This is a genomic window from Pseudomonas sp. IT-P176, assembly GCF_949767245.1.
Taxonomy (GTDB): domain Bacteria; phylum Pseudomonadota; class Gammaproteobacteria; order Pseudomonadales; family Pseudomonadaceae; genus Aquipseudomonas.
Window position 1 is genome coordinate 57,276 of record NZ_CATKPN010000068.1, and the last position, 24,297, is coordinate 81,572.

Sequence of the window (24,297 nt, forward strand, 5' to 3'; positions counted from 1 at the left end):
GCTCAACCGTCAGAACTAACGTTACTCGTAGTATCCAACTGTCTTTTTCAGGCGATCTGAATACTCATAGATATCATCGACCGAGTTGATCGGATGCCGCGTTTCGTTTTTCTCTTCGTCGAAGATACCGATGTACTTCTGCGAGCGGTTGAAGTGCAGGCGGCAGATTGGCTTACGGTTATTGTCGTCCAACAGGATGCCGAAGTAGCTCTGTGTATCACGTTGCACAATACGTTTGGCATCAACGACAGATCTCACCACTGCACGGACGATGTGATACCCCTCAAGCTCCTCCAGAGTGGTCAACACCTTGTCATCTGACTCATCGCGATCATCCACAACATCAGGACTTGAGCCTGCCGATGGCAGGGACAGCAGGCTGGGCTGAATAGCCCCACTCATTGCAGACTTGAGTCGATCATTGATTTGATCATTGAGAAATTGCACAACGGCCTTTCTGGTCAACTCCTGGAATTGCTCCCGGACTTTTTGCGTGATCACTCCGTCGTAGACCCGGGAGGCGAACACTTTGACGAAATCGTCGTCGGGTTTACTGACCTGCGCGGCAATGACTTTTTTGATCTGGCTGACGTATTTCAGCTCACCGGCTGCATTGATGATCGAATCTACATCGAATGCTGACTTGGTCAGCTTTGTCAGTTCCGGAACCGAATACTCGTCGATGTCGAGTAGATCGAGTTCCAGGAAGGGTTTTTCATCCATTTTGTTGGGAGCGTCCAAGTCGGTAAAAAACTTATAGACCTGGCCGTTAGTCAGAATCGAAATTCGCGCGCTCGTGACATGAAAATAGCGAAACAGTTGCGATGCATGATTGATGTGCAGAGGCTCGCCGATTCTCTTGCACTCGATGAGGATCTGGACCTCGCCGTCTTTCATGATCGCATAGTCGATTTTCTCCCCCTTCTTTGTGCCAACATCACAAACAAATTCCGGGATCACCTCGGACGGATCAAAAACGTCGTACCCCAGGACAGTGCTGATAAATGGCATGACGAAAGCATTTTTGGTGGCTTCTTCTGTCTGGATGGTGGCGCCTTGCAGCCGGACTTTGGCCGAGAGACTTGAAAGCTTTTCGATAAATTCCATGAGTGACCTCTTCCCCGTTTCAGATCCGTGTTTGTACATGCTGGCAAATTGATTGCCATTGATACTAGTCACAAACCGGCACAAAGAAAGAAGAGCCGCAGGCGATCCCGGCAGGGAATGAACCAGAGTCGGCAAAAGCAATTCCTGCGCACCGTCGCGGTCTGAACTTCAGGTCCATCCCTTAGAAGGTAAACGGCAATGAAATTCGCGAAGGTGTCACAGAAGCTGGCGTTGTGGGCCGGGAGTCCGCGGACGTTCCTGTTGGCCATTGTGCTGATTGTTGCCTGGGCGCTGACCGGGCCGCTGTTTGATTTCAACGATACCTGGCAATTGATCGTCAACACCTCGACCACCATCATCACCTTCCTGATGGTGTTCCTGATCCAGAACACGCAGAACCGGGACACCGACATCCTGCACCTGAAGATCGACGAATTGCTGCGGGTGACCAAAGATGCGCAAAACGCCATGCTTGGCCTCGAAGCACTCGATCTCAAGCAACTCGAAGCCCTGAGAAAGCAGTACCGCAGCCTGGGTGAAGGTGAGTCGATTGTGCTAGAGGGTACGCCTGCTGCCGACGGGCAGCAGCAGGACTTGAATCAATGCTGAAGCCGGTCAACGACTGGCTTGCAGGGCCCTGGCCATTTGCAGGTGTTGTTCGAGCTTGGGCAGGGTCTCTTCGGCGAATGCCTTGAGCTCGGGCACGTCGGTGGTCCGGGCCTCCTGCTGCAATTGCTCGATGGCCTGCTCGGTGGTTTTTACCTGGCTGGCGGCATAGGCCGAGTCGAAGGACTCGCCATCCGCGACGGCGGGTATCAGGGTCTTGGCCTTGTTCATCACCTCTTCCCGAGGGGCGACGGGCAGGTCGAGCTTCTTGGCGATTTTCGCCAGGTGCTGGTTGGCCGTGGTGCGGTCGTTGATCACCACGATGGTGTAGTCCTTGACCGCCTTGGACTCGGTCTTCTGGTGTGCCAGGCGGCTGGCTTCGATGTCCGCCATGCCTTTGGCCGAGGCGTCGTTGATGAAGTCGGCCGGCGACTGGGCAAAAGCGCTGCTGGCGCCAAGGCTCAGCAACACGGCAAAGCTGATGGTCGATAATCGGCTGGCCACAGGTTTCATGGTCGCGCCCTCCTTGAACAGACAAATGAATGCAACGGTACGTCCCGCCTGTCATTCGAAGGCCAAAGCGCGCAAAGGTTTAAAAAAGCTGTCCAAACATCGACGAGTGGTGCCCCGGCTCACGCCCGGTCCAGGCGTCCACTCAGGCGCTTGGCGGCATACATGGCTTCATCGGCGTGCTTGAACAGCTGCTTTTCCTCGAGGCCGTGCTCCGGGTACAAGGCCACGCCAATGCTCGGCAGAATGCTCAGGTTGTGGCTGTCCAGCCGGATGGGCTGGCCCAGCACCTGGCGGATTTTCAGTGCCACCCGCGCCGCGTCTTCTGCGGCCTGGATACTGTCGAGCAATACCACAAACTCATCGCCACCAATCCGCGCGACGGTATCGCTCTCGCGCACGCAACCTTGCAGCCGATTGGCCACGGCTTGCAGCAGCATGTCGCCGATGCCGTGGCCGTAGGTATCGTTGACCTGCTTGAAATGGTCCAGGTCCACGTACAGCAGGGCCATGCGCCCGTTGTCCCGGCGGGCCTTGAGCAAGGCTGCGCTCAGGCGCTCTCGGAGTAATTCGCGATTGGGCAGGCGAGTCAGGTAGTCATGCTGCGCCATGTACTGCAGGCGACTGTGCAATTGCCGGCGCTCGATCGCTGCCGCCACCTGGGCGCAGACGTATTGCAGCAGCTCCTTGTCGCGTTCGGTGTAGCGCTCGCCGCCAGGCATGCTCTTGACGATCAGCGCCCCGATGGTGCCCCGTTGCGAATTGAGCGGCACCCCCAGCCAGCAAGGGCAATCCTGCGCGTCGATCAGCCCGGCCAGCCCCGGCAAGGCATACGGCTGGTCGGGGGTCAGCAGCACCGGCTGCCCGCTACGGACCACTTCGGCACACAGCCGGCCAGTCACGCTGAACTCGGGATCACGCTCGTGATCGTCGACGTGGTACGGGAAGTTCAGTTGCTCGCAGTGCTCATCGTACAGCGCCACCGAGAAATTCAGCGCCGGCAGCCATTCGCCGATCAGTTGGTGAATGCGCTTGAACAAGGCCAGCAGGTCCTCGGCGGCATGGGCCGCTTCGGAAATCGCATAGAGCGCAGCCTGGCGCGATTCGGCCTGTTTACGTTCGGTGATGTCGCGGGCCACGGCGATCCGCAACTGGTCGACCTCGGACCAGCGCGCCGACCAGAGGATATGCACCACCTGGCCATCCTTGCGCAGGTAGCGATTCTCGAAGTTCGGGTTGGGTTTGCCGCGCATGATTTCCCGGGCGGCGTCCAGGGTCCGCTCGCGATCGGCCGGGTGCACCATTTCGATCATCGGCTGGCCAATCAGCTCATCCGGGGTGTAGCCGAACACTTGTTCGCAGGACGCGCTGACAAACACGAACCGTCCCTGTCCGTCGACGGCACAGACGACGTCGAGCAGCAGATCGATGTAGCTGGCCAATGGCGCGGAGTTTGCGGTGCTCATCGTGGATGGATACTGTCAAAAAATACCGCCGTGAGTAGCTATCCATGGACCTGGCCTGCGCGCTACACCGCGCTAGCCTCAAGCCGCTGCCGCAGCCCTGCAAGCAGCCTCAACTCTTGTTGGCCAGCAACCCCGGCACCGCGTGCAGCAAGGCGTTGATGGCGAAACCGATGAACATTACCCCGCAAATCCGGGTAATAGCCAGCTCATGGCGCTGATACAACGTGCGCACCCGACGAGCGCCCACAATGCCAATCAGAATAGCGTATGCCAAAACGCCACCAAGGAAGCTCAGAAAGATCAACCAGGGCAGCATCGACCACTGCAGCAACTCGGCGCGACTGGACAACAGGGCGGTAAAGGTCGCCACCGCCACCGGATAAGCCTTGGGGTTGGTCAGGCCAAACATGATCCCGTGCCAGAACGGTTGCCGCGCCGCGCCCTGAGGTGCGTCGCCGCTGCTGCGACGGCTGCGGATCGCCCGCATGCCCAGCCAGAACAGGTACAGGCCGCTGAGCACGCCGAGCACATCAAAGGCACTGCTGCCAATTTCCCGCGCGCCGACGATGGCAATCAATGCGGTGCTGCACCAGACCACATCCCCTAACAGGTGCCCACACAGAAAACCCGCCCCGGCCCGCCGCCCGCGGGCTGCGCCAATGCCAAACACCGCGAGCACGCCCGGGCCCGGGGTGATGCCGTAGATAAAACCGGAGGCAAGGACGGCCAGCAATAAAGATGAGGTCATGCGGTAAAGCTCCATGTCGGGCTGCCAGGCCCTATCGTCAGACTGCGGTGGGCTTTTGTATCACAAGGTTTTGCGATGACTGTAACCATAAATGTGCAGAGCCGCATGACTGCAGGTCATGCCTGGCGTTGGCCCGGCTTACACGCCCTGCAGCTCTTTGGGCACCACGTACTGGCGCCCGTCGTAACGCAAAGTCGTCGACACCGTATTGCCCACGACGTCCTTGGACTGGCAATCATCTTTGCCCACGCTGCTCTGCGTGTCGGTGGTCACCGATCTGACAATCAGGTCGGCGAAGCCGTGGCTGCTGGTCTTGGCCAAGTCCAGGGTACGTTTGGTGTGGCTGAATTCGCCGGTGCAGTTGGTATCCCATTCACCATTGCTGGATTCGATCACCAACTGCTCGAGCACCGGACGCAAGGTGTTGCCTTCGCGCACGTACAGCGACAGCACCGCCTGTTCGAACGGATTGGCTCGCGATGAACCGGTGAAGCCGGCACGTACGCCGAATGCGCGCAGGTCGGAGGTGAGTTTGTAGCGGGCGGTGTCGATGCTCAGGCCATCGAAGCGCACGGCGTCGGAGCTGTACACCGAGGCCTGGGCGTAACGGGCCAGGGGCTTGCCATCGATGTTGGAGACCACCGCCAGTTTCAGGTCGTACATGCCGGTGCCATCGGGGGCATCGCTCAAGGTCGGGTCCGGCTCGATCTGCGACAGCGCGGTAATGGTCTGGCCATCGTAGGCCGGCCAGTCCTTGCACACCGAGTACCCCGGCACGCCCTCGGGCAGCGGCGGCTGTGCGCACGCGCCATAGGCCTGGGTCGCGCCCAGCGCGCCACTCATTGCCACACATCCCAGCCAGCGGTATTTCAAGGTCATTCCGTGTTCCTTGTGTCCATCGAAGTGAAAAACTCAGCCGTGCACTATCGCCTGAGCGATCTGCCGATTCAACCAGTTCAACGCCTGGTCACCGCCCCGACGCACATGCCAGGCCAGGACGAAGTTGAACGAGGGGATAGGAAATGGCGGTGGCACAACGCTTAACTGCGGTTGATCGACACCCTGCAAGCCGCGGGCCGCCACGGTGAGAATCAGGTCGGTACCGGCGATCAACTGCGGGGCCACGCTCCAGTGCGGCAGGCTGACTGCCACGTGGCGACGCTGGCCAATGGCGGTCAGCGCCCGCTCGATCTCCGGGGTGCCGCTGCCGCGCATCTCCAGCAATACGTGGGGCCGGGCCAGGTAAGTCGGCAAATCCAGCACGCCACTGGCCGGCAAACGCCGGGCGTCCACCAGGCACACGAACTGCTCTTCGAACAGCGGCGTGCAGCGCAGCTCATGGGGCAGTTCGGGAAAGACCCCGGCCGCCAGGTCGATGTCGCCGTTGAGCACGCCTTCCAGCATGCCTTCGCGGCTCGCGTGGCTGATCTGCAGGTCGATCCCCGGCGCCTCCTGGCGCAAGCACGCGATCAAGCCGGGCAAGACAATCGCCGCGCCGTAGTCGGACATCGCCAGGCGGAACCGGCGCTTGGCCGAGGCTGGGTCGAAGGTATTGGGCGCCAGCAAGGCCTGGACACTGGCCAGTGCTTCAGTCAGGGGCGCCATCAGTTCCTGCGCGCGCGCAGTGGCGACCAGGCCGGCACCGGCGCGCACCAGCAGCGGATCGCCGAGCATCTCGCGCAGGCGCGCCAGGGCATGGCTGACAGCCGGTTGGCTGAGGTGCAGGCGCTCGGCCGCACGGGTCACGTGCTGCTCGCTGAGCAAGGCGTCGAGGATTACCAGCAGGTTCAAATCGATACGGCGCAGATCATTCATCTGATGCATGTTCTGGATGATTAATCGGAATTTCAATCTGCGCGACGAATGACCTAGAGTCCAGTAAAACCTCTTGGAGAGAGACTTATGAGTACCTTGCAGTGGGCCGGTTTGTCGGTGCTGGCCGTAGTCGCCGGCGCCGTGGTGCCCTTTCAGAGCGCAATCAACGCCAACCTGAGTCGCGGCCTCGGTCACCCGTTATGGGCCACCCTCGCCTCGCTGCTGGTGAGTGTGCTGGTATTGCTGCCGGTGATTATCAGCCTGCGCCTGCCATTGCCGTCGCTGGGGTTTATCAGCAAGGCGCCGCTGTGGATGTGGGCCGGTGGCGCCTTTGGCGTGTGTTTTATCGCCCTGGCCCTGATGCTGCTGCCCAGGCTCGGCGCCTCAGGCTTTATCGCCCTGGCCCTGGCCGGGCAGGTAGTGGCATCGCTGGTGCTCGACCACTTCGGGCTGTTCGGGCTGGTGGAGCGGCACCTGACGTTACCGCGCCTGCTCGGTGCCGTGCTGTTGATCGCCGGGGTCGCGTTGATTCAATTCAGCGCCGCCCCGGGCCGGTCCCTGGTGACTTCCGGCTAAGGGCGCGCGGGATCAGAACGCGTTACGAAAGATCTCCTCGATCTGCTGCTGGTCTGCCGCCCGCGGGTTGGTCAGGCCACAGGCATCCTTGAGGGCGTTGGCGGCGAGGATCGGGATGTCCTGCAGCTTGGCTCCGAGGTCACGCAAACCGGCGGGAATTTCCACGTCCGCGGCCAGCGTGCGGATCGCCGCGATCGCCGCCTCGGCCCCCTCCTCCGGGCTGCACCCCTGGATGTCCACGCCCAGCGCCTGCGCCACTACTGTCAGGCGTTCGGCACAGACCTTGGCGTTGAAGCTTTGCACATGGGGCAGCAGCACCGCATTGCACACGCCGTGGGGCAAGTCGTAGAAACCACCCAACTGATGCGCCATGGCATGCACAAACCCCAGGGACGCGTTGTTGAACGCCATGCCGGCCAGGAACTGCGCATAGGCCATGTTTTCCCGGGCCAGCAGGTCACTGCCATCACGCACCGCCACGCGCAGGTTGAGGCTGATCAGCTCGATGGCTTTCAGGGCGCAGGCGTCGGTGATTGGGTTGGCAGCGGTGGAGACGTAGGCCTCGATTGCATGCGTCAGCGCATCCATGCCGGTGGCGGCGGTCAGCGACTTGGGCATGGCCACCATCAAGGCCGGATCGTTGACCGACAACAGCGGCGTGACGTTGCGGTCGACGATGGCCATTTTCACGTGCCGCGCTTCGTCGGTAATGATGCAGAAGCGGGTCATCTCGCTGGCAGTACCGGCCGTGGTGTTGATCGCAATCAGCGGCAGTTGCGGCTTGGGCGACTGATCGACGCCTTCGTAGTCGCCAATCTGCCCGCCATTGGTGGCGCACAGGGCGATGCCCTTGGCGCAGTCATGGGGCGAACCACCGCCCAGGGACACCACAAAATCACACCCGCTGCGCTGCAACAGCACCAGGCCAGCCTGCACGTTGGCGATGCTGGGGTTGGGCTTGGCCCCGTCAAAAATCACCGACTCGATGTCCTGCAGCGCCAGTTTTTCCGCGATCATTGCCGCCACGCCGGCCTTGGCCAACCCGCTGTCCGTGACAATCAACGCCTTGGCAAAGCCGTATTTACCGATGGCGTCCATGGCTTCGTCGAGACAGCCGATGCCCATGATGTTGACGGCAGGAATGAAGAATGTGCTGGTCATGGCGAGTCCTCTGCAATGGGGCCGAACCGACCCTTGGCGTCGGCGGATAACCCAAGGATCACCCCATCGCGCCGCGTGCATCTTGATCTGGCTCAACAGCCGGTCGTGATAAAGTCTGCGCCCTGTACCCCACCTGCTTGAGATGACTGACGCAATGAGCGATTTCCAGGATGTTGATGCCCACTTAGAAGACTGGAACGCGTTGCGCGCAACCACCCCGTTCAGCGCCCTGCTGCTGGGTAACGGCGCCAGCCGCGCGGTGTGGGATGACTTTGGCTACGACTCGCTGTTCGAGAACGCCCGCAGTGTCGAAGAAAAACCCTTGAGCCAGTCCGAGCTGAGCGTGTTCGACGCCCTGCACACCCGCAGTTTCGAGCAGGTGCTCAGCGCCCTGAAAACCACCAGCCGGGTCAACAAGGCCTTGGCGGTAAGCTCGGCGGCACCACGCAATCGCTACTATGCGATCAAGGAAGCGTTGATCAACACCGTACACGCGGTGCACATCCCCTGGCGTCTGGTGCAAGCCACCAGCCTGGCGAGCATCAGCCAGGAGCTGGGCCGTTATCGGACGGTCTTCACCAGTAACTACGACCTGCTCAACTACTGGGCGGTCCAGCACCAGGGCACGGTCATCGACGACCTGTTCCAGGGCAGCGAACCGCGCTTCGAGCTGAGCGCCAGCGCCACCGACAAAACCCGCCTGCTGTACCTGCACGGTGGCCTGCACCTGGTGCGCAACCAGGACGGCACCGCCCGTAAGCTGACCTCTACCGAGGGTACGCTGCTGGGCAGTTTTGCCATCAACAACACGCTCAAGACCCTGGACGACGTGCCGTTGTTCGTCAACGAAGGCAGCAGCGAAGACAAGCTCAAGACCATCCGCAGCTCGGACTACCTGTCGTTCTGCTACGACCAGTTGCTGCAGCAACACGACGCCTTGTGCATCTTCGGCCACAGCCTCGGCAAGCAGGATGCGCACCTGGTCCATGCACTGTGCCAGGCCAAGCCAAAAACCCTGGCGATCTCGATTTATCCGCGCAGTGCGGCGTTCATCCAGAGCCAGAAGCGCCACTACGCAAAGCTGTTTGCAGACACCGGGGTGGCACTGCGCTTTTTTGATTCCAAGACCCATGCCCTGGGCAGTTCGAGTCTTTCGGTGCCGGTCGAGGTTTAGGTCTGGGCTGAAAGCATCGCGAGCAGGCTCACTCCCACAGGGGCGGTTTCGGTAGACCTTGCTCACGATGCTCTGGCGCCGACTCATTCCTCGCTGCTGTGTACCACCACCAGCAACTGCGCCTGCACCTCGCCCACCGAGCGCAGGCGATGGGGTTTCTGGGCGTTGAAGTGCAGCGCATCCCCGCGATCGAGGATCACCCGCTCGTTCATGAAATCGACCTCGACCTGGCCTTCGTGGACGAACAGGAATTCCTCCCCCAGGTGCTCCTTGAAGGTCTTGTCGCTGAACTCCCTGGGCGGGTAAATGATGAACGGCAGCAGGCTGCGCTCGCTGACCTGATGAGCCAACACCGCGTAGCCGGGGGCCTGGTCGTTGGCGGCCAGCGACTGGCGCTCGTGGGCGCGCACCAAGCTATAGCTGTCCAGGCTGATAGCGTCCTCGGCAAACAGCTCCTCAACCTTGACGTTCAGCGCCTTGGCCAGTTTCAGCGCGGCCGCGATCGACGGCGTGTTGAGGCCACGCTCGACTTTCGACAGATAGCTCTTGGTCATGCCGGATTTCTCGGCCAGCGCCTCAAGCGTCACACCAAGTTTTTTTCGCAGTAATTTCAAACGGATAGACATGTGCAGCGGTTAATCCATCAAGGAGGCAACGATTAGTCCTTGCCAATGACACAAAGTGTCATATAGGCTCTTAAGTGTCATGTGATTACCCCCGACGACCTTGCGAGCAGCGGGAGAACCACATCCGACGTCCATTGAGCTTTACAGGGACACCGATATGGCCAAGACATTAGCACTACCCAAAGACCAACTCATCAAGCAGGCGCTGACGCAGATGCAAAGCAGCCTGGCGGATAATACGTGGACTGACCGGCAAAAGCTGGCACTGACCTGCCGCATCCTGTTCGAAAACGGCCACGATTCCGGTCTGGCGGGGCAAATCACCGCCCGCGGCCCGCAGCCGGGCACCTATTACACCCAGCAACTGGGCCTGGGTTTCGACGAAATCACCGCGAGCAATCTGCTGCTGGTCAACGAAGACCTGGAAGTCCTGGAAGGCCACGGCATGGCCAATCCGGCCAATCGTTTCCACAGTTGGGTATACCGTGCCCGGCCGGATGTGAACTGCATCATCCACACCCACCCGACTCACGTCGCGGCGCTGTCGATGCTCGAGGTGCCGTTGGAAATTTCCCACATGGACCTCTGCCCGCTGTACGAAGACTGCGCGTTTCTCGAAGCCTGGCCGGGGGTACCGGTGGGTAACGAAGAAGGCGAAATCATCGCCGCGGCCCTGGGCGACAAGCGCGCCATCCTGCTGTCCCACCACGGCCAGTTGTCGACCGGGCGCAACATCGAGGAAGCCTGCGTGATCGCTCAATTGATCGAACGTGCGGCCAAACTGCAGTTGCTGGCGATGGCCGCCGGCACCCTCAAGCCAATCCTGCCGGCACTCGGCCGCGAGGCCCATGACTGGATCTCCAAACCCAAGCGCCACGGCGCTGCGTTCAACTACTACGCTCGGCAGAACCTGCGCCAACACGCCGATTGCCTGAACTGAAGCGACTTTTTTGCCTAATTGGAGAGACAGCATGTCCAGCCCGAACATTCACGGCATCATCGGCTACACCATCACCCCCTTCACCGCCAACGGCGAAGCGGTCGACCTGCCTGCCCTGGGGCGTTCCATCGACCGCCTGATCGACGGCGGTGTCCACGCGATCGCCCCGCTCGGCAGCACCGGCGAAGGCGCTTACCTGAGCGACGCAGAGTGGGATCAGGTCAGTGAGTTCAGCATCCAGCATGTGGCCAAGCGCGTGCCAACCGTGGTCAGCGTCTCCGACCTGACCACCGCCAAGGCCGTGCGCCGCGCGCGGTTTGCCGAGGCCCATGGCGCCGACGTGGTGATGGTGCTGCCGGCGTCGTACTGGAAACTCAGCGAAGCGGAAATCCTTGCCCACTACCGCGCCATTGGCGACAGCATCGGCGTGCCGATCATGCTCTACAACAACCCGGCCACCAGCGGCACCGACATGTCCGTGGAGTTGATCCTGCGGATCTTCCATGCCGTGGCCAACGTGACCATGGTCAAGGAAAGCACCGGCGATATTCAGCGCATGCACAAGCTGCAAATACTGGGTGAAGGCCAGGTGCCGTTCTACAACGGTTGCAATCCGCTGGCGCTGGAGGCGTTTGCCGCCGGAGCCAAAGGCTGGTGCACGGCGGCGCCAAACCTGATCCCGCAACTCAACGGCGCGCTGTATCAGGCGGTGCTGGCCAATGACCTGGACCAAGCGCGGCAATTGTTCTATCGCCAACTGCCACTGCTGGACTTCATCCTCAAGGGCGGACTGCCGGCGACCATCAAGGCCGGCCTGCGCATGACCGGCCTGGAAGCGGGCGACCCGCGCCTGCCGGTGTTCCCATTGGCTGAGGCGGGGTGCAGTCAGTTGCAGGGGTTGATCGATACGCTACGCTGACAGAGCGCAAATGTGTAGGCGCTGGCTTGCCAGCGCCTACACAGGTTTCACAGCACCGGCAGGGTCTTGTCCTTGATGACCGTGGTCGGGCCATTGGTCTTGACGCTGGCGATGCCTTTGTCCCGCGCCGCCTCCGAGGAATAGGCCTCGCTGCTGCCGATGACCTGATGGTTGGCAGCCTTGAGGTTGAAGTAAGGATGGCCGTCCTTGGTGGACTTTTTCTCGTAGCGCTCATCCAGCGGGCTATTGCTCTGGACCGAGGCAATGCCACCCTCGGCGGCCGCTCGGGTGGTGTACAGCTCGCTGGTGAGAATGGTTTCGGCGTTGGCCGCTTTCAGCACAAAACGGAACTGGCCACTGCTGCTTTTACTCAACTCGTACCATCCAGACATGCTCGTGCTCCTTGGCGATTAAAAGATTACGCGCTTCAGAGTAAAGACCACGTCGCCCTACTTCACCACCGCGCGTACCACCGATAACTCCGGCGAGCCGCTGCGCCGCTGGCTCAGGTAACGGGTGCAACTGACCCGCAGGAACGAGGCGAAGTTCACCACTTCGCCGCGGTAATCCATCACTTCTTCATAGAGCTTGGCGATCAACTGGTTGGTGGTCATGCCGTCGACCTCGGCGATTTCGCTGAGGATGTCCCAGAACTGATTCTCCAGGCGCAGAGTCGTGACCACCCCACAGATGCGCAGCGAGCGCGAGCGTGACTCGTACAAAATCGGGTCGGCTTTGACGTACAGCTCGCACATGGACAGGCCTCCGTTTACAAGGTGATGGTCGTGCCCAGCAGGCCAAGGAAACCGGCCAGCCAGCTTGGGTGTGCCGGCCAGGCGGGCGCCGTGGCCAGATTGCCTTGAACGTGGCCCTGCGTCACGGGGATATCGATGAACGTGCCACCGGCCAGACGTACTTCCGGGGCGCAAGCCGGGTAGGCGCTGCATTCACGCCCTTCGAGGATGCCCGCCGCCGCCAACAACTGCGCGCCATGGCAGACTGCGGCAATCGGCTTGCCGGCCTGGTCGAAGTCGCGTACCAACTGCAGGACTTTTTCATTCAGGCGCAGGTACTCCGGCGCACGTCCGCCTGGAACCAGCAGAGCGTCGTAGTCGGCGGCATCGACCTGGACGAAGTCGAAGTTCAGGGCGAACAGGTGACCGGGTTTTTCGCTGTAGGTCTGGTCGCCTTCGAAGTCATGAATCGCCGTGCGCACGGTCTGCCCGGCGGTCTTGTCGGGGCACACCGCATGCACCGTGTGGCCGACCATCAGCAAGGCCTGGAACGGCACCATCACTTCGTAGTCTTCGACGTAATCGCCAACCAGCATCAGGATCTTTTTCGCAGCCATGGGGAGGACTCCTCTGGGTACAACGTGGGCAGAAAGGAGCATTCAAGGTAGTCCTAATCCTTGGGGCCGGGTAACAACCCGCTACTACGCAGCATGCAACTGTACGGATAAGTCCGTGCCTAGCTGTAACAGCGCAATCGGCCGGCGTTGTGGCTAGATGAAGTCACTTCCCGCCACCTTCGACCCTGGTTGCCGTTATGTCCTCGCGCGAAAACACTGGCATGGCCCTGGGCCTGCTGGGCGTCATCATCTTCAGCCTGACCCTGCCTTTCACCCGGATCGTGGTGCAAGAGCTGCACCCCTTGCTCAACGGCCTGGGCCGTGCCCTGTTCGCGGCCATTCCAGCCGCGGCGCTGCTGCTCTGGCGTCGAGAGCGCTGGCCAACCTGGCAGCAAGTCAAGGGCCTGAGCCTGGTGATCGCCGGGGTTATCCTCGGTTTTCCGGTGCTCTCGGCCTGGGCCATGCAAACCTTGCCGGCGTCCCACGGAGCGCTGGTCAATGGCCTGCAACCGCTGTGCGTGGCGCTGTACGCGGCGTGGTTGTCCCACGAGCGACCTTCCAAAGCCTTCTGGGCTTGCGCCGCCCTGGGCAGTGCGCTGGTGCTGGGCTACGCGCTGATCAGCGGCGCTGGCAGTATTCAGGCGGGCGACTTGCTGATGCTCGGGGCCATTGCCGTGGGCGGCCTGGGGTACGCCGAGGGCGGCCGACTGGCCAAGGAGATGGGCGGTTGGCAGGTGATCTGCTGGGCCCTGGTGCTGTCGACGCCGCTGTTGATCGGTCCGGTGCTGTACCTGGCCTTGCAGCATCAAGGCGCGATCAGCGCCAGGACCTGGTGGGCCTTTGGCTACGTCTCGCTGTTCTCGCAGTTCCTGGGCTTTTTTGCCTGGTACGCCGGATTGGCCATGGGCGGGATTGCCCGGGTCAGTCAGATCCAGTTGCTGCAGATCTTCTTCACCATCGCCTTTTCAGCGCTGTTTTTTGGTGAGCACATCGAGCCCATTACCTGGCTGTTTGCCGCCGGGGTGATCGTCACGGTGATGCTGGGCCGCAAGACCGCGATCACAGGTAACCATCAGCCCGCAGCAAGGTTTCCAGGCAATGTTCGCTGATGTGGTAGAACGCCTTGAGTTCCTCGATCTTTTGCAGCAGCTGGGCCGGGGCCACCGGTTCGGCGCGCTTGACCGCGAGGATCATCTTGTTCTTGTTGGTGTGGTCCAGTGAGATGAACTCGAACACCTTGGTCTCATAGCCGCAGGCTTCGAGGAACAACGCGCGCAAGCTGTCGGTGACCATTTCCGCCTGCTGGCCCAGGTGCAGGCCATATTGCAGCATCGGCTTGAGCAGCGCCGGGCTCTGGATCTGCAGGCGAATCTGTTTGTGGCAGCACGGCGAGCACATGATGATCGACGCCCCGGAACGGATGCCGGTGTGAATCGCGTAGTCGGTGGCGATGTCGCAGGCATGCAGGGCAATCATCACGTCCAGCTCACTCGGCGCCACACTGCGCACGTCGCCGCACTTGAACACCAACCCCGGGTGCTGCAGCTTGGCCGCCGCGGCGTTGCACAGGTTGACCATTTCCTCGCGCAGCTCGACACCGGTGACTTCGCCCTCGGCCTTGAGGGTGTTGCGCAGGTAATCGTGAATGGCAAACGTCAGGTAGCCCTTGCCCGAACCGAAATCCGCCACGCGTACCGGCTTGTCCAGCGCCAGTGGCGAGGAGGTCAGGGCATGGCTGAAGACCTCGATGAACTTGTTGATCTGCTTCCACTTGCGCGACATCGCCGGAATCAGCTCGTGCCTGGCATTGGTCACGCCCAGATCGGCGAGAAACGGTCGGCTCAAGTCGAGGAAGCGCTGTTTCTCACGGTTGTGCTCGGCGGACGGGGCCTCGCGCAATTGCTGCGGTTTGCTCTTGAACAGCGAACTTTTGTTCTTCTTGCTGTATTCCAGCTGGGCTTCGTCGGTCACCGAGAGCAAGTGGGCATTCTTGAACGACACCGGCAACAGCTCGGCAATCGCCGCCACGCCATCGGCCAGGGAGAAGTTCTTGGTGATGTCGCGAGTCTTGTAGCGGTAGACGAAGGACAGGCAGGGCTGATCCTTGACCGTTGTCGGCTTGATGATCAGCCGTTGCAGGTCCGCTTCACCGCCGACGTACTTGGCCAGCACCAGCTTGATAAAGGCGTTTTGCTCAAGGCTGGCAGTCAGCAGCTCAAGAAACTGTGCATGGTGATCCGGCGCGGGACTGACAGGTTTAGCGGTGACAGACATGAACAAAAACGCCTCGGGCAGGGAATGCCGGGCATTTTAGGGGGGATGGGGCTTGAGGGCACGGAGTTATTTGATCAACGGTCGTTATAGCCGCTGTCGAACGCCAGCGGCTATGGATGTTTCATCTAATCGAGTACCACCAACCGATTCGGTAACTCATTGCGGGTTTGCGTCAGCGGCACATGCACCTTGAGCAACTCCCCGCAGGCTTCAATGCAGGCAATAAACCCGGCCAATGTCTGCCCCTGTTTCACCTGCTGGGTGAAGGCCTTGACGATGGCATCCCAACAGCTGTCGTCCAGGCGCTTGGAGATGCCGTCGTCCACCAGGATTTCTACGTAACGCTCCGCTTCACTGACAAAAATCAGCACTCCGGTACTGCCCACCGTGTGGTGCAGGTTCTGCTCCAGGAACTGCCGACGCGCCAGATTCGACGCTCGCCAGTGCCGCACGGAACGCGGAATCAGCCGGGTGGTGATCTTCGGCAGGCGAAACAGCAGGCACAACACAATGAAGGTCGCCCACTGCGCCAGCAGCAAGGTGTACATGCTCATCCAGCCGAACAGGTAATGAATGATCCCCGGCACCACCAACGCCAACAGGCTGGCCCACAGCAAAGGGATGTAGGCGTAGTCGTCGGCCCGGGCCGCCAGCACGGTCACCAGCTCCGCGTCGGTCTGTTGCTCGACCTTGGCGATCGCTTCGGCGACCTGGCGTTGTTCGTGTGCGTTCAGTAATGCCATGGTTGCAGATGCTCTTTAGTTATTGTCATTACCAGCCGCCCGAGGCCCCGCCGCCGCCGAAACCACCACCGCCACCTCTGAAGCCACCGCCACCTCCGCCTCCGCCGCCACGTCCACTGCTGCTGAGAATGGCCAGAAGAATCGCGCCCACCGGTAACCCCATGCGATTGCACAACCACAACACGATCAGCAGCAGCACGAACATGCCGATGGAGAACGCCGGATTATCCTTGGCGAAATTGGCGTCCGCCACATGGGCCGGTACAGCCAGCGGGTCACCGCCCACCACCTGCAACATCGCCGCGACACCGTCGCTGATGCCTTTGCTGTAGTTGCCGGTCTTGAATGCCGGCGCGATCACCTGGTTGATGATCACCCAGGACTGCGCATCGGTCAGCACGCCTTCCAGGCCATAGCCGACTTCGATGCGCAATTTGCGCTCATCCCGGGCGACGATCAGCAGCGCGCCATTGTCCTTGCCCTTCTGGCCGATACCCCAGTGGCGGCCCAATTGATAACCGTAGTCCTCGATGGGCAGGCCTTGCAGGTCAGGTACGGTGACCACCACGATCTGGTCGCCGCTGGTCTGCTCCAGCGCCTGCAACTGTTGAGTCAGTTGCTCGCGCACAACCGGGTCGATCATCTGGGCGGTGTCTACCACCCGCCCGGTCAGCGCGGGAAACGCCAGCGCTGCCTGGACGGTGGTCACACATGCCAGGAGCCACAGCGCCAGGCCTATCCGTAATAAACGCATCGACACCTCATTGAAGCCTGATCAGAACTTCACTTGCGGTGCTTTATCGGCGTCGGGGCTGGTGGCCTCGAAGGTCTGGCGGATCGGCAGGTCGCTGTACATCACGCTATGCCACAGGCGACCCGGGAAGGTGCGGATCTCGGTGTTGTAGGCCTGCACGGCGGCGATAAAGTCACGACGCGCCACGGCGATGCGGTTCTCGGTGCCTTCAAGTTGCGACTGCAGGGCCAGGAAGTTCTGGTTGGCCTTGAGGTCCGGGTAGCGCTCGGACACCACCATCAAACGGCTGAGCGCACTGCTCAAGCCATCCTGGGCTTGCTGGAACTGTTTGAGTTTTTCCGGATTGTCCAGGGTGCTGGCGTCGACCTGGATCGAGGTGGCCTTGGCCCGCGCCTCGATCACTGCGGTCAGGGTGTCCTGTTCATGCTTGGCATAACCCTTGACCGTTTCCACCAGGTTGGGGATCAGGTCGGCGCGCCGCTGGTACTGGTTCTGCACTTGCGACCAGGCCGCCTTGGCCTGTTCGTCGAGGGTAGGAATGGTGTTGATGCCGCAGCCGGCCAGGACCGTGGTCAGCAGCATTAGAACCGTGACTTGCCAGGCCGAGCGAGAGTGCTGTTGTACATTCATGTCAGTGTTGCTCCTGATGGAAATAGACCGGCAGCCTTCAATTGATCCCCTGGGGACTTAATCTGTCCCCGCCACTGGATTGCATCTCGCCAATCGGCTAAAAGATGCCCAGCGCGAATAAAGAGTTCGAAGTTTGCTGCATTTACCCACTCAACAATAGTCGCTCCCTAAATTTTGGCTGACCCGATGCGTTTCGCTGAGCGTCGTTTTAGCGTTTGAGAAAACTATTCATGAAGAAGCTGTGTTTGCTGAGCCTGGCCATCGGCCTGGCCAGTCACTCGGTAATGGCCGATACCAAGCCTGCCCCCATTGAGAACAAGGACGCGTTCGTCAGCAACCTGATGAAGCAGATGACCCTGGACGAAAAGATCGGCCAGTTGCGCCTGATCAGCATCGGCCCGGAAATGCCGCGCGAGATGATCCGCAAGGAAATCGCCGCCGGGAACATCGGCGGCACGTTCAACTCGATCACTCGCCCGGAAAACCGGCCGATGCAGGACGCGGCCATGCGCAGCCGGCTGAAGATCCCGATGTTCTTCGCCTATGACGTGATCCACGGCCACCGCACGATTTTCCCGATCCCCCTGGCCCTGGCCTCGAGCTGGGACATGGACGCCATTGGCCTGAGCGGGCGCATTGCCGCCAAGGAAGCCGCCGCCGACAGCCTCGACATCACCTTTGCGCCGATGGTCGATATCTCCCGCGATCCTCGCTGGGGCCGCACCTCCGAAGGGTTCGGCGAAGACACCTACCTGGTGTCGCGCATTGCCCAGGTGATGGTCAAGGCCTACCAGGGCACCGGCCTGATCGGCGCCGACAACATCATGGCCAGCGTCAAGCACTTCGCCCTGTACGGCGCGGTCGAGGGCGGGCGTGACTACAACACCGTCGACATGAGTCCGGTGAAGATGTACCAGGACTACCTGCCACCGTACCGCGCGGCCATCGATGCCGGCGCGGGCGGGGTGATGGTGGCACTGAACTCGATCAACGGCATTCCGGCCACGGCCAACCTGTGGCTGATGCAGGACCTGCTGCGCAAGGAGTGGGGTTTCAAGGGCCTGGCGGTGAGTGACCACGGGGCGATTTTCGAGCTGATCAAGCACGGCGTGGCCCGTGATGGTCGCGAAGCGGCGAAGCTGGCAATCAAGGCCGGCATCGACATGAGCATGAACGACACCCTCTACGGCAAGGAACTGCCGGGCTTGCTGAAGGCCGGCGAGATCGAGCAGAGCGACATCGACAACGCCGTGCGTGAAGTGCTGGGCGCCAAGTACGACATGGGCCTGTTCCGCGACCCGTACCTGCGTATCGGCAAGGCCGAGGATGACCCGGTCGACACCTATGCCGAAAGCCGCCTGCACCGTGCCGAAGCCCGTGATGTGGCGCGCCGCAGCCTGGTGTTGCTGAAGAACCACAACGAAACCCTGCCGCTGAAGAAAACCGCGAAGATCGTCCTGGTCGGTCCGCTCGCCAAGGCGCCGATCGACATGATGGGCAGTTGGGCCGCCGCCGGGCGTCCGGCGCAATCGGTGACCCTGTTCGACGGCATGACCCGCGCCCTCGGCGACCAGGCCACCCTGCACTATGCCCGAGGCGCCAACATCACCTCGGACAAGAAAGTCGTCGATTACCTGAACTTCCTCAACTTCGATGCCCCGGAAGTGGTCGATGACCCACGTTCGGCGCAGGTACTGATCGACGAAGCGGTGAAAGCCGCGCAGCAGGCCGATGTGATCGTTGCCGCCGTGGGCGAGTCCCGGGGCATGTCCCACGAGTCCTCGAGCCGCACCGACCTCAACCTGCCAGCCAACCAGCGCGAGCTGATCAAGGCGCTCAAGGCCACCGGCAAACCGTTGGTGCTGGTGTTGATGAACGGCCGGCCGTTGAGCATTCTCGAAGAGAACGAACAAGCCGACGCGATCCTCGAAACCTGGTTCAGTGGCACCGAAGGTGGCAACGCCATCGCCGATGTACTGTTCGGCGACTACAACCCGTCCGGCAAGCTGCCGATCAGCTTCCCGCGTTCGGTGGGGCAGATTCCGACCTACTACAACCACCTGACCATCGGCCGCCCGTTCACGCCGGGCAAACCTGGCAACTACACCTCCCAGTACTTCGATGACACCACCGGCCCGCTCTACCCGTTCGGTTATGGCCTGAGCTACACCCAGTTCAGCCTGTCGGAAATGGCGCTGTCGTCGACCACGCTGAACAAGACCGGCAAGATCGACGCCAGTGTGACGGTCAAGAACACCGGCAAGCGTGATGGCGAAACCGTAGTGCAGCTGTACATCCAGGACGAGACCGGGTCGATGATCCGCCCGATCAAGGAACTCAAGGGCTTCCAGAAAGTGCTGCTCAAGGCCGGCGAACAGAAAGTCGTGCATTTCAGCATCGAAGAAGACGACCTGAAGTTCTACAACACCCAGCTCAAGTACGCAGCCGAACCTGGCAAGTTCAACGTGCAGATCGGCCTGGATTCCGAGGCGGTGACGCAGCAGAGCTTCGAGTTGCTCTGACCGCAGAGGCAACACCATTACCCTGTGGGAGCGAGCTGCTCCCACAGGGCATATACCCACAGTGGTTTTGGCTGTTTGCAAGGTTGGGCTTCAACCCCGCCGATCCAGCAGGTTCACCACCACCCGATCCACCCATCCCCACACCCGCTGCTTGATCCGGCGCCACAACGGCCGGCGTTGCCATTCCTCCAGACTGACCTGTTGGCTCAGGCCGAAGTCCCGCTCGAAACTCGCCACCACCGCCTGGGTCAGGCCGGTATCGAGGGCCTCGAGGTTGGCTTCCAGATTGAACCGCAGGTTCCAGTGATCGAAGTTGCACGAGCCAATGCTCACCCAGTCATCCACCAGGACCATTTTCAGGTGCAGGAAACACGGCTGGTACTCGAATATTTTTACCCCGGCCTTGAGCAATCGCGGGTAGTAACGATGCCCGGCATACCGCACTGAGGGGTGGTCAGTGCGCGGCCCGGTCAGCAGCAGGCGCACATCGACTCCACGGGCGGCGGCCTTGCGCAGGGAGCGGCGGATCTTCCAGGTCGGCAAGAAATACGGAGTCGCCAGCCAGATGCGCCGCTGGCCGCTGTTGAGGGCGCGGAACAGTGATTGCAGGATATCCCGGTGCTGGCCGGCGTCGGCATAGGCCACCCGGCCCATCCCTTCACCCATCGACGGCACCCGGGGCAGGCGCGGCAGACCGAAGTCCGAGGCCGGCTTCCAGGCGCGGCGGTGGCGGTTGGCACGCCATTGGCGATCGAACAGCGATTGCCAATCGTGCACCAGCGGGCCGCTGATTTCCACCATCACCTCATGCCATTCGCTGCTGTCGTGACCCGGCGTCCAGAATTCATCCGTGACCCCGGTGCCGCCGACCACCGCCAGCACCTGGTCGACCAGCAGCAACTTGCGGTGGTCGCGGTACAGGTTGCGCACCCAGCGCCGCCAGCTCAGGCGATTGTAAAGGCGCAGCTCGACACCGGCCTCGTTCAACCGGCGCCGTAGGCCGAGAGTGAAAGCCAGGCTGCCATAGTCATCGAACAGGCAACGCACCCGCACGCCGCGCTCGGCGGCCTGCACCAGCGCTTGCACCATTGCCTCGGCGCAGGCACCCGCCTCCACCAGGTAGAGTTCCAGTTCGACCTGCTCCCGGGCATTGGCAATCGCCTGCAGCATGCGCGGGAAGAACTGCGGGCCGTCGACCAGCAATTCAAAGCGGTTGCCGTCACGCCATGGGAACACCGCGCCGGCCATGTCAGCGCGCCGTGAAAATCAGTACCGCGCCCACCGGTACCGACAGACTGATGGCCGACAGGTCGGCCAGCTTGCGCAGCCGTTCCAGCCCCGGCACCAGGTCAAAATCCGCGGCACTGATCACCACCGGTTCCAGGGTCACCACCTGGAACCGCCGATCATCCAGGCGGGTTGCCAGCAGCTCGGCGTCGTAGCTGTGCTGCTTGCCGTGCAGGCTGACGGTCAATGGCAGACGCAACTCCAACTGCGCGCCGGGGGCCAGGTCGTTGATCGGCCGCAGATCGATCTGGGTGGTAATCAACGCCTCGGGAAACGCCTCGATCTCGAACAGCTCCTTGCGCATGCGCTCATCGCGCAGCGGCACGCCGCTGTTGACCGAGTCCAACTCGACTTCGACTTGCGCCAGGCCCTTGGGATCGACCTTGCCGTGCAGCACCAGAAAGCGCTGGACCTCGGCGATATGAGTGTTCTTGGTGGAGATAAACGACAGGCGTGAGGACTCGCCGTCCAGGTACCAATTGGCCTGGGCTGACGCGGCGCAGCCGGCCAGCAGCGAGAACGCGACTGCTTTATAGAGGGAGCGGTTGAACATAGACACTCGTGGGGCCGATAAACCTGAACGAACCTTAACTGGCCCGGTGCCGATTGCAAACCTGGAAGATCACGGAATCAGCCGACAGCCCTCGCGCACGCCCAGCCAACTGGCGGTATGGGTGCGTCCCAGGCCGCTGGCCTTGACCCGTTTGTGCTCGGGGTCATCGACAAAATCGCTGATGGGCAGGTACTGCTTGACGTACCCCTGGCAATACGGCGCCGACTGACCGGCCACGTAGCGACAGGAACAATACTCCTTGGCAGTGTAGGCGCTGAGGATGTCGGGGAACGCCGACAAGGCAACCCGCTGCTGCCAGCCCCAACCCAGCAACAGGACCAACATCAGGACCAGCCCCCCCAGCAGCAGGCTGAGTAGCGGACGGCGCCGCACAAAATCACCGGTCATGGCAGCACCTGCGGTGGGAACGCGGCCTGGACGCGCTTGAGCAGTTCGTTGTGACGGTAACTGCCATCACGATCATCGGCATAACGCACGATCACCAGCTTCTCGCCAGGCAGCACGTACAGCGCCTGCCCCCAGTGGCCCAAGGCGGCGAAGCTGTCTGGCGGTGCATCGGGCCAGGGCCGCGGCGCGCCATCCAGCGGGCGATTGAGCCACCAATGACCGCCCGGCACAGCGGCATCCTGATTAGCCTGGTAGTGGGCGAAGGGCTGGAGATTGAACGCGACCCAATCGGCAGGCAGCAACTGGCGCTCGCCCCAACGACCCTGGCGCTGCATCAGCAGACCGATGCGCGCCAAGTCGCGGGCAGTCATGTAGGCGTAGGAGGACGCGACAAAGGTGCCCGTGGCGTCGCGCTCCCACACGGCGCTGCGAATACCCAGGGGTTCGAACAGCGCGGTCCAGGGATAGTCGGCGTAACGCTGCGCACCGAGGATGTTTTTCAGCGCCGCAGACAACAGGTTGCTGTCGCCGCTGGAATAACGAAAGTGTTGCCCGGGTGCGCCGAATGCCGGGTGTGCGGCGGTGAAGCCCGCCATATCGGTATGCCCACGGGTATACAGCATGGCCACCACCGATGAGTTCAAGGGGGCGTACTCATAGTCTTCCTGCCAGTCCAACCCTGACGCCCAGTGCAGCAGATCGGCGAAACTGATCCCGGGATGAGGCATCAAGGCAGGCAAGAACTTCGCCACCGGGTCCTGCAAGGAGAACCGGCCTTCGCCATAGGCCACGCCCAGCACGGCGGCCATCAGGCTTTTGCTGACCGACCAGGTCAGGTGCGGGGTGTCGGCCGTGGTGCCGCCGGCGTAGCGCTCATAGACCAGTTGACCGTCACGGATCACCAGCAAGGCATCGGTGCGGATGCCCTTGCGGGTGGCCTCGTCACGGTTGGCAAAGGCATAGTCCTCCAGCGCCGCCAGCGCCGGGCCACTGCCGGGTGGACCGGGCGCCCATTGCTCGGCGGGCCAGTCCTGTGCAGTTACCGCGCAACTGCACAACAACATCAACAGCAGGAAAACGCCTTTGAACATGGGCTGTGGCTCGGCAGGAGAAACCTGCTGAGCCTAGTCCAGATAGGTGACAATTCTACAAGGCCCCAGCCAACGCCTTGGCCAACCGCTTGGCCCGTGCGCCAGCCGCCAGGTCGAGTACCGCGCGATCGCGCGTCCACACGTCCGCCCACTGTGGCGGGCCATCGGCAAAAGCTTCATCCAGTGCACCCTGCAAACCCTCGAACTGGGCGAACAGGCCACCGAGCAGGACATGCCCGGCGCTGCTGTTGGGCGGCTGCCGGCTGACCTCGGCGCACCCGGCCAGCAGCGCCAGCAACTTCAGTTGCAGCGCTTGCGGCCAGTCGCTGTCCTCGCCGACGCCATACAGCCAGGCGCATAGGGCGCTGAGCACATACAGGTCTTCCAGGGTGCGGAAGGGTTTGACGTAGGCATCCCAGCCATCGCCGGCCAGCAGTTCACACAAGGCACCGTCGAGAAACAGCCGGCCGTGGCTGATGTCCGGCATCAAGGGGATGGCGGGCAGTTTCTCCAGGCGCACCCCCGGCTCACCGGGATACACCACCGCCAGGCTCAAGCGTGGGGACTGGCCCGGATCTTCGCTGCGTGCGGCGATCAGCAACCAGTCCGCCGCATCGCCAGCAGTGACGAAGTCCTTGCGCCCGCTCAGGCGCAGGTCGCTCAAGCGAGTTTGCATGTCCGCCGGGCGCAGGCTGCGCTGTTCGGTCGCACATAAAGCCCCCAGGCTCAGGGGTGCGCTGGGCCACAACATGCGCAAGGCAGCCTGGTAACCCACCAGAAATGCCCAGCCGGGGGTGGCCATCAAACGTGCACCGCGCACGGCCAGTTCGAACGGCGTTACCGCCCCCAAGGTTTCCAGCAATCGGGCGTAACCCTCGGCCAGGTCGGGGTTTGCGGGCAATCGTGTGCGGCAGTTCAGCAGGGCTTGCCAAGGCATATACGGCTCCTCAAGGGCTGTCATACAAGCATCACCAAAGCTTCATGGCGATGACACCGGGGCTACATAGCCTGACTTTGCACAACAAAGTCGATCGAC

General features: G+C 61.7%; 27 protein-coding genes. 7 read left to right on the forward strand and 20 right to left on the reverse strand.

Annotated features, from left to right (window positions below; all coding sequences use genetic code 11):
- Window positions 1-21 precede the first annotated feature (21 nt).
- Window positions 22-1,107 carry a type I restriction endonuclease gene (locus ACM6IP_RS19425; protein WP_414862115.1) on the reverse strand — a complete coding sequence of 362 codons (1,086 nt, stop codon included), beginning with the start codon at window positions 1,105-1,107 and terminating at the stop codon, window positions 22-24.
- 198 nt (window positions 1,108-1,305) lie between these two features.
- Here ACM6IP_RS19425 and ACM6IP_RS19430 point away from each other — a divergent pair, with 198 nt between their 5' ends.
- Window positions 1,306-1,716 (forward strand): low affinity iron permease family protein, encoded by a 411-nt coding sequence (locus ACM6IP_RS19430; protein ID WP_320333796.1) that lies wholly within the window; start codon window positions 1,306-1,308, stop codon window positions 1,714-1,716.
- 6 nt (window positions 1,717-1,722) lie between these two features.
- Here the strand turns inward: ACM6IP_RS19430 and ACM6IP_RS19435 are convergent, their stop codons facing one another.
- The 5 genes from ACM6IP_RS19435 to ACM6IP_RS19455 all read right to left on the reverse strand — a co-directional run bounded on the left by ACM6IP_RS19435 (window position 1,723) and on the right by ACM6IP_RS19455 (window position 6,261).
- Window positions 1,723-2,226, reverse strand: a complete 504-nt coding sequence (locus ACM6IP_RS19435; protein WP_095167096.1) for a DUF4142 domain-containing protein — start codon at window positions 2,224-2,226, stop codon at window positions 1,723-1,725.
- Window positions 2,227-2,345: 119 nt separating this feature from the next.
- Window positions 2,346-3,689, reverse strand: coding sequence for a diguanylate cyclase domain-containing protein (locus tag ACM6IP_RS19440; protein ID WP_414862116.1), 1,344 nt, complete (start codon window positions 3,687-3,689; stop codon window positions 2,346-2,348).
- Window positions 3,690-3,798: 109 nt separating this feature from the next.
- A complete protein-coding gene (locus tag ACM6IP_RS19445) occupies window positions 3,799-4,437 on the reverse strand; it encodes a LysE family translocator (RefSeq protein WP_095167092.1) in 639 nt (212 codons plus the stop codon).
- Window positions 4,438-4,575: 138 nt separating this feature from the next.
- Window positions 4,576-5,316 carry a hypothetical protein gene (locus ACM6IP_RS19450; RefSeq protein ID WP_095167091.1) on the reverse strand — a complete coding sequence of 247 codons (741 nt, stop codon included), beginning with the start codon at window positions 5,314-5,316 and terminating at the stop codon, window positions 4,576-4,578.
- Window positions 5,317-5,349: 33 nt separating this feature from the next.
- The gene (locus tag ACM6IP_RS19455; RefSeq protein ID WP_414862117.1) at window positions 5,350-6,261 is read right to left on the reverse strand and encodes a LysR family transcriptional regulator; all 912 of its coding nucleotides are present in this window, start codon (window positions 6,259-6,261) and stop codon (window positions 5,350-5,352) included.
- Between the two features lie 78 nt (window positions 6,262-6,339).
- Between ACM6IP_RS19455 and ACM6IP_RS19460 the strand changes: the two genes are divergently transcribed.
- On the forward strand, window positions 6,340-6,828 hold the full coding sequence (locus ACM6IP_RS19460; protein ID WP_414862118.1) for a DMT family transporter: 489 nt from the start codon (window positions 6,340-6,342) through the stop codon (window positions 6,826-6,828).
- Between the two features lie 12 nt (window positions 6,829-6,840).
- Here the strand turns inward: ACM6IP_RS19460 and yiaY are convergent, their stop codons facing one another.
- On the reverse strand, window positions 6,841-7,989 hold the full coding sequence (gene yiaY / locus ACM6IP_RS19465) for an L-threonine dehydrogenase (protein ID WP_159994165.1): 1,149 nt from the start codon (window positions 7,987-7,989) through the stop codon (window positions 6,841-6,843).
- A 154-nt stretch (window positions 7,990-8,143) separates the two neighbouring features.
- On the opposite strand from yiaY, the gene ACM6IP_RS19470 reads away from it, so the two are divergent.
- Entirely contained in the window at window positions 8,144-9,163 is a 1,020-nt protein-coding gene (locus tag ACM6IP_RS19470; protein ID WP_414862119.1) for a DUF4917 family protein, read from the forward strand.
- 83 nt (window positions 9,164-9,246) lie between these two features.
- Here the strand turns inward: ACM6IP_RS19470 and ACM6IP_RS19475 are convergent, their stop codons facing one another.
- Entirely contained in the window at window positions 9,247-9,789 is a 543-nt protein-coding gene (locus ACM6IP_RS19475; RefSeq protein WP_095167081.1) for a helix-turn-helix domain-containing protein, read from the reverse strand.
- 157 nt (window positions 9,790-9,946) lie between these two features.
- On the opposite strand from ACM6IP_RS19475, the gene ACM6IP_RS19480 reads away from it, so the two are divergent.
- Window positions 9,947-10,729, forward strand: a complete 783-nt coding sequence (locus tag ACM6IP_RS19480) for an aldolase (RefSeq protein ID WP_414862120.1) — start codon at window positions 9,947-9,949, stop codon at window positions 10,727-10,729.
- A 31-nt stretch (window positions 10,730-10,760) separates the two neighbouring features.
- Window positions 10,761-11,648 carry a dihydrodipicolinate synthase family protein gene (locus tag ACM6IP_RS19485; RefSeq protein ID WP_095167077.1) on the forward strand — a complete coding sequence of 296 codons (888 nt, stop codon included), beginning with the start codon at window positions 10,761-10,763 and terminating at the stop codon, window positions 11,646-11,648.
- A gap of 47 nt (window positions 11,649-11,695) precedes the next feature.
- On the opposite strand, the gene ACM6IP_RS19490 is transcribed toward ACM6IP_RS19485, so the two are convergent.
- The 3 genes from ACM6IP_RS19490 to ACM6IP_RS19500 are packed head-to-tail and all read right to left on the reverse strand — an operon-like array spanning window position 11,696 to window position 12,999.
- Entirely contained in the window at window positions 11,696-12,040 is a 345-nt protein-coding gene (locus ACM6IP_RS19490) for a YegP family protein (protein WP_414862121.1), read from the reverse strand.
- Window positions 12,041-12,097: 57 nt separating this feature from the next.
- Window positions 12,098-12,403 (reverse strand): ribbon-helix-helix domain-containing protein, encoded by a 306-nt coding sequence (locus ACM6IP_RS19495; RefSeq protein WP_095167073.1) that lies wholly within the window; start codon window positions 12,401-12,403, stop codon window positions 12,098-12,100.
- A 14-nt stretch (window positions 12,404-12,417) separates the two neighbouring features.
- The gene (locus ACM6IP_RS19500; RefSeq protein ID WP_414862122.1) at window positions 12,418-12,999 is read right to left on the reverse strand and encodes a DJ-1/PfpI family protein; all 582 of its coding nucleotides are present in this window, start codon (window positions 12,997-12,999) and stop codon (window positions 12,418-12,420) included.
- A 197-nt stretch (window positions 13,000-13,196) separates the two neighbouring features.
- Between ACM6IP_RS19500 and ACM6IP_RS19505 the strand changes: the two genes are divergently transcribed.
- Window positions 13,197-14,108, forward strand: coding sequence for a DMT family transporter (locus tag ACM6IP_RS19505; protein ID WP_414862123.1), 912 nt, complete (start codon window positions 13,197-13,199; stop codon window positions 14,106-14,108).
- On the opposite strand, the gene ACM6IP_RS19510 is transcribed toward ACM6IP_RS19505, so the two are convergent.
- The 4 genes from ACM6IP_RS19510 to ACM6IP_RS19525 all read right to left on the reverse strand — a co-directional run bounded on the left by ACM6IP_RS19510 (window position 14,059) and on the right by ACM6IP_RS19525 (window position 17,400).
- Window positions 14,059-15,273, reverse strand: a complete 1,215-nt coding sequence (locus tag ACM6IP_RS19510) for a class I SAM-dependent methyltransferase (protein ID WP_414862124.1) — start codon at window positions 15,271-15,273, stop codon at window positions 14,059-14,061. The two genes, ACM6IP_RS19505 and ACM6IP_RS19510, sit on opposite strands and share 50 nt — an antisense overlap.
- 125 nt (window positions 15,274-15,398) lie before the next feature.
- Window positions 15,399-16,016 carry a TPM domain-containing protein gene (locus tag ACM6IP_RS19515; RefSeq protein WP_320333790.1) on the reverse strand — a complete coding sequence of 206 codons (618 nt, stop codon included), beginning with the start codon at window positions 16,014-16,016 and terminating at the stop codon, window positions 15,399-15,401.
- 28 nt (window positions 16,017-16,044) lie between these two features.
- On the reverse strand, window positions 16,045-16,770 hold the full coding sequence (locus ACM6IP_RS19520) for a TPM domain-containing protein (protein WP_320333789.1): 726 nt from the start codon (window positions 16,768-16,770) through the stop codon (window positions 16,045-16,047).
- A gap of 21 nt (window positions 16,771-16,791) precedes the next feature.
- Window positions 16,792-17,400 carry a LemA family protein gene (locus tag ACM6IP_RS19525; RefSeq protein WP_095167062.1) on the reverse strand — a complete coding sequence of 203 codons (609 nt, stop codon included), beginning with the start codon at window positions 17,398-17,400 and terminating at the stop codon, window positions 16,792-16,794.
- A 230-nt stretch (window positions 17,401-17,630) separates the two neighbouring features.
- On the opposite strand from ACM6IP_RS19525, the gene bglX reads away from it, so the two are divergent.
- The gene (bglX, locus tag ACM6IP_RS19530) at window positions 17,631-19,922 is read left to right on the forward strand and encodes a beta-glucosidase BglX (protein ID WP_095167060.1); all 2,292 of its coding nucleotides are present in this window, start codon (window positions 17,631-17,633) and stop codon (window positions 19,920-19,922) included.
- A 90-nt stretch (window positions 19,923-20,012) separates the two neighbouring features.
- Here bglX and ACM6IP_RS19535 read toward each other — a convergent pair whose 3' ends face one another.
- The 5 genes from ACM6IP_RS19535 to ACM6IP_RS19555 form a co-directional block, all read right to left on the reverse strand.
- Window positions 20,013-21,170 carry a phospholipase D-like domain-containing protein gene (locus tag ACM6IP_RS19535; RefSeq protein ID WP_414862125.1) on the reverse strand — a complete coding sequence of 386 codons (1,158 nt, stop codon included), beginning with the start codon at window positions 21,168-21,170 and terminating at the stop codon, window positions 20,013-20,015.
- Between the two features lies 1 nt (window position 21,171).
- Complete coding sequence (locus ACM6IP_RS19540) at window positions 21,172-21,762, reverse strand: YceI family protein (RefSeq protein WP_095167057.1); 591 nt, start codon at window positions 21,760-21,762, stop codon at window positions 21,172-21,174.
- 69 nt (window positions 21,763-21,831) lie between these two features.
- Window positions 21,832-22,170, reverse strand: coding sequence for an amidase (locus ACM6IP_RS19545; RefSeq protein ID WP_414862126.1), 339 nt, complete (start codon window positions 22,168-22,170; stop codon window positions 21,832-21,834).
- Window positions 22,167-23,261, reverse strand: coding sequence for a serine hydrolase domain-containing protein (locus ACM6IP_RS19550; RefSeq protein WP_414862127.1), 1,095 nt, complete (start codon window positions 23,259-23,261; stop codon window positions 22,167-22,169). The genes ACM6IP_RS19545 and ACM6IP_RS19550 overlap by 4 nt, the downstream gene beginning before the upstream one ends.
- A 55-nt stretch (window positions 23,262-23,316) precedes the next feature.
- Window positions 23,317-24,198 (reverse strand): acyl-CoA dehydrogenase, encoded by an 882-nt coding sequence (locus ACM6IP_RS19555; RefSeq protein ID WP_414862128.1) that lies wholly within the window; start codon window positions 24,196-24,198, stop codon window positions 23,317-23,319.
- Between the last annotated feature and the right edge of the window lie 99 nt (window positions 24,199-24,297).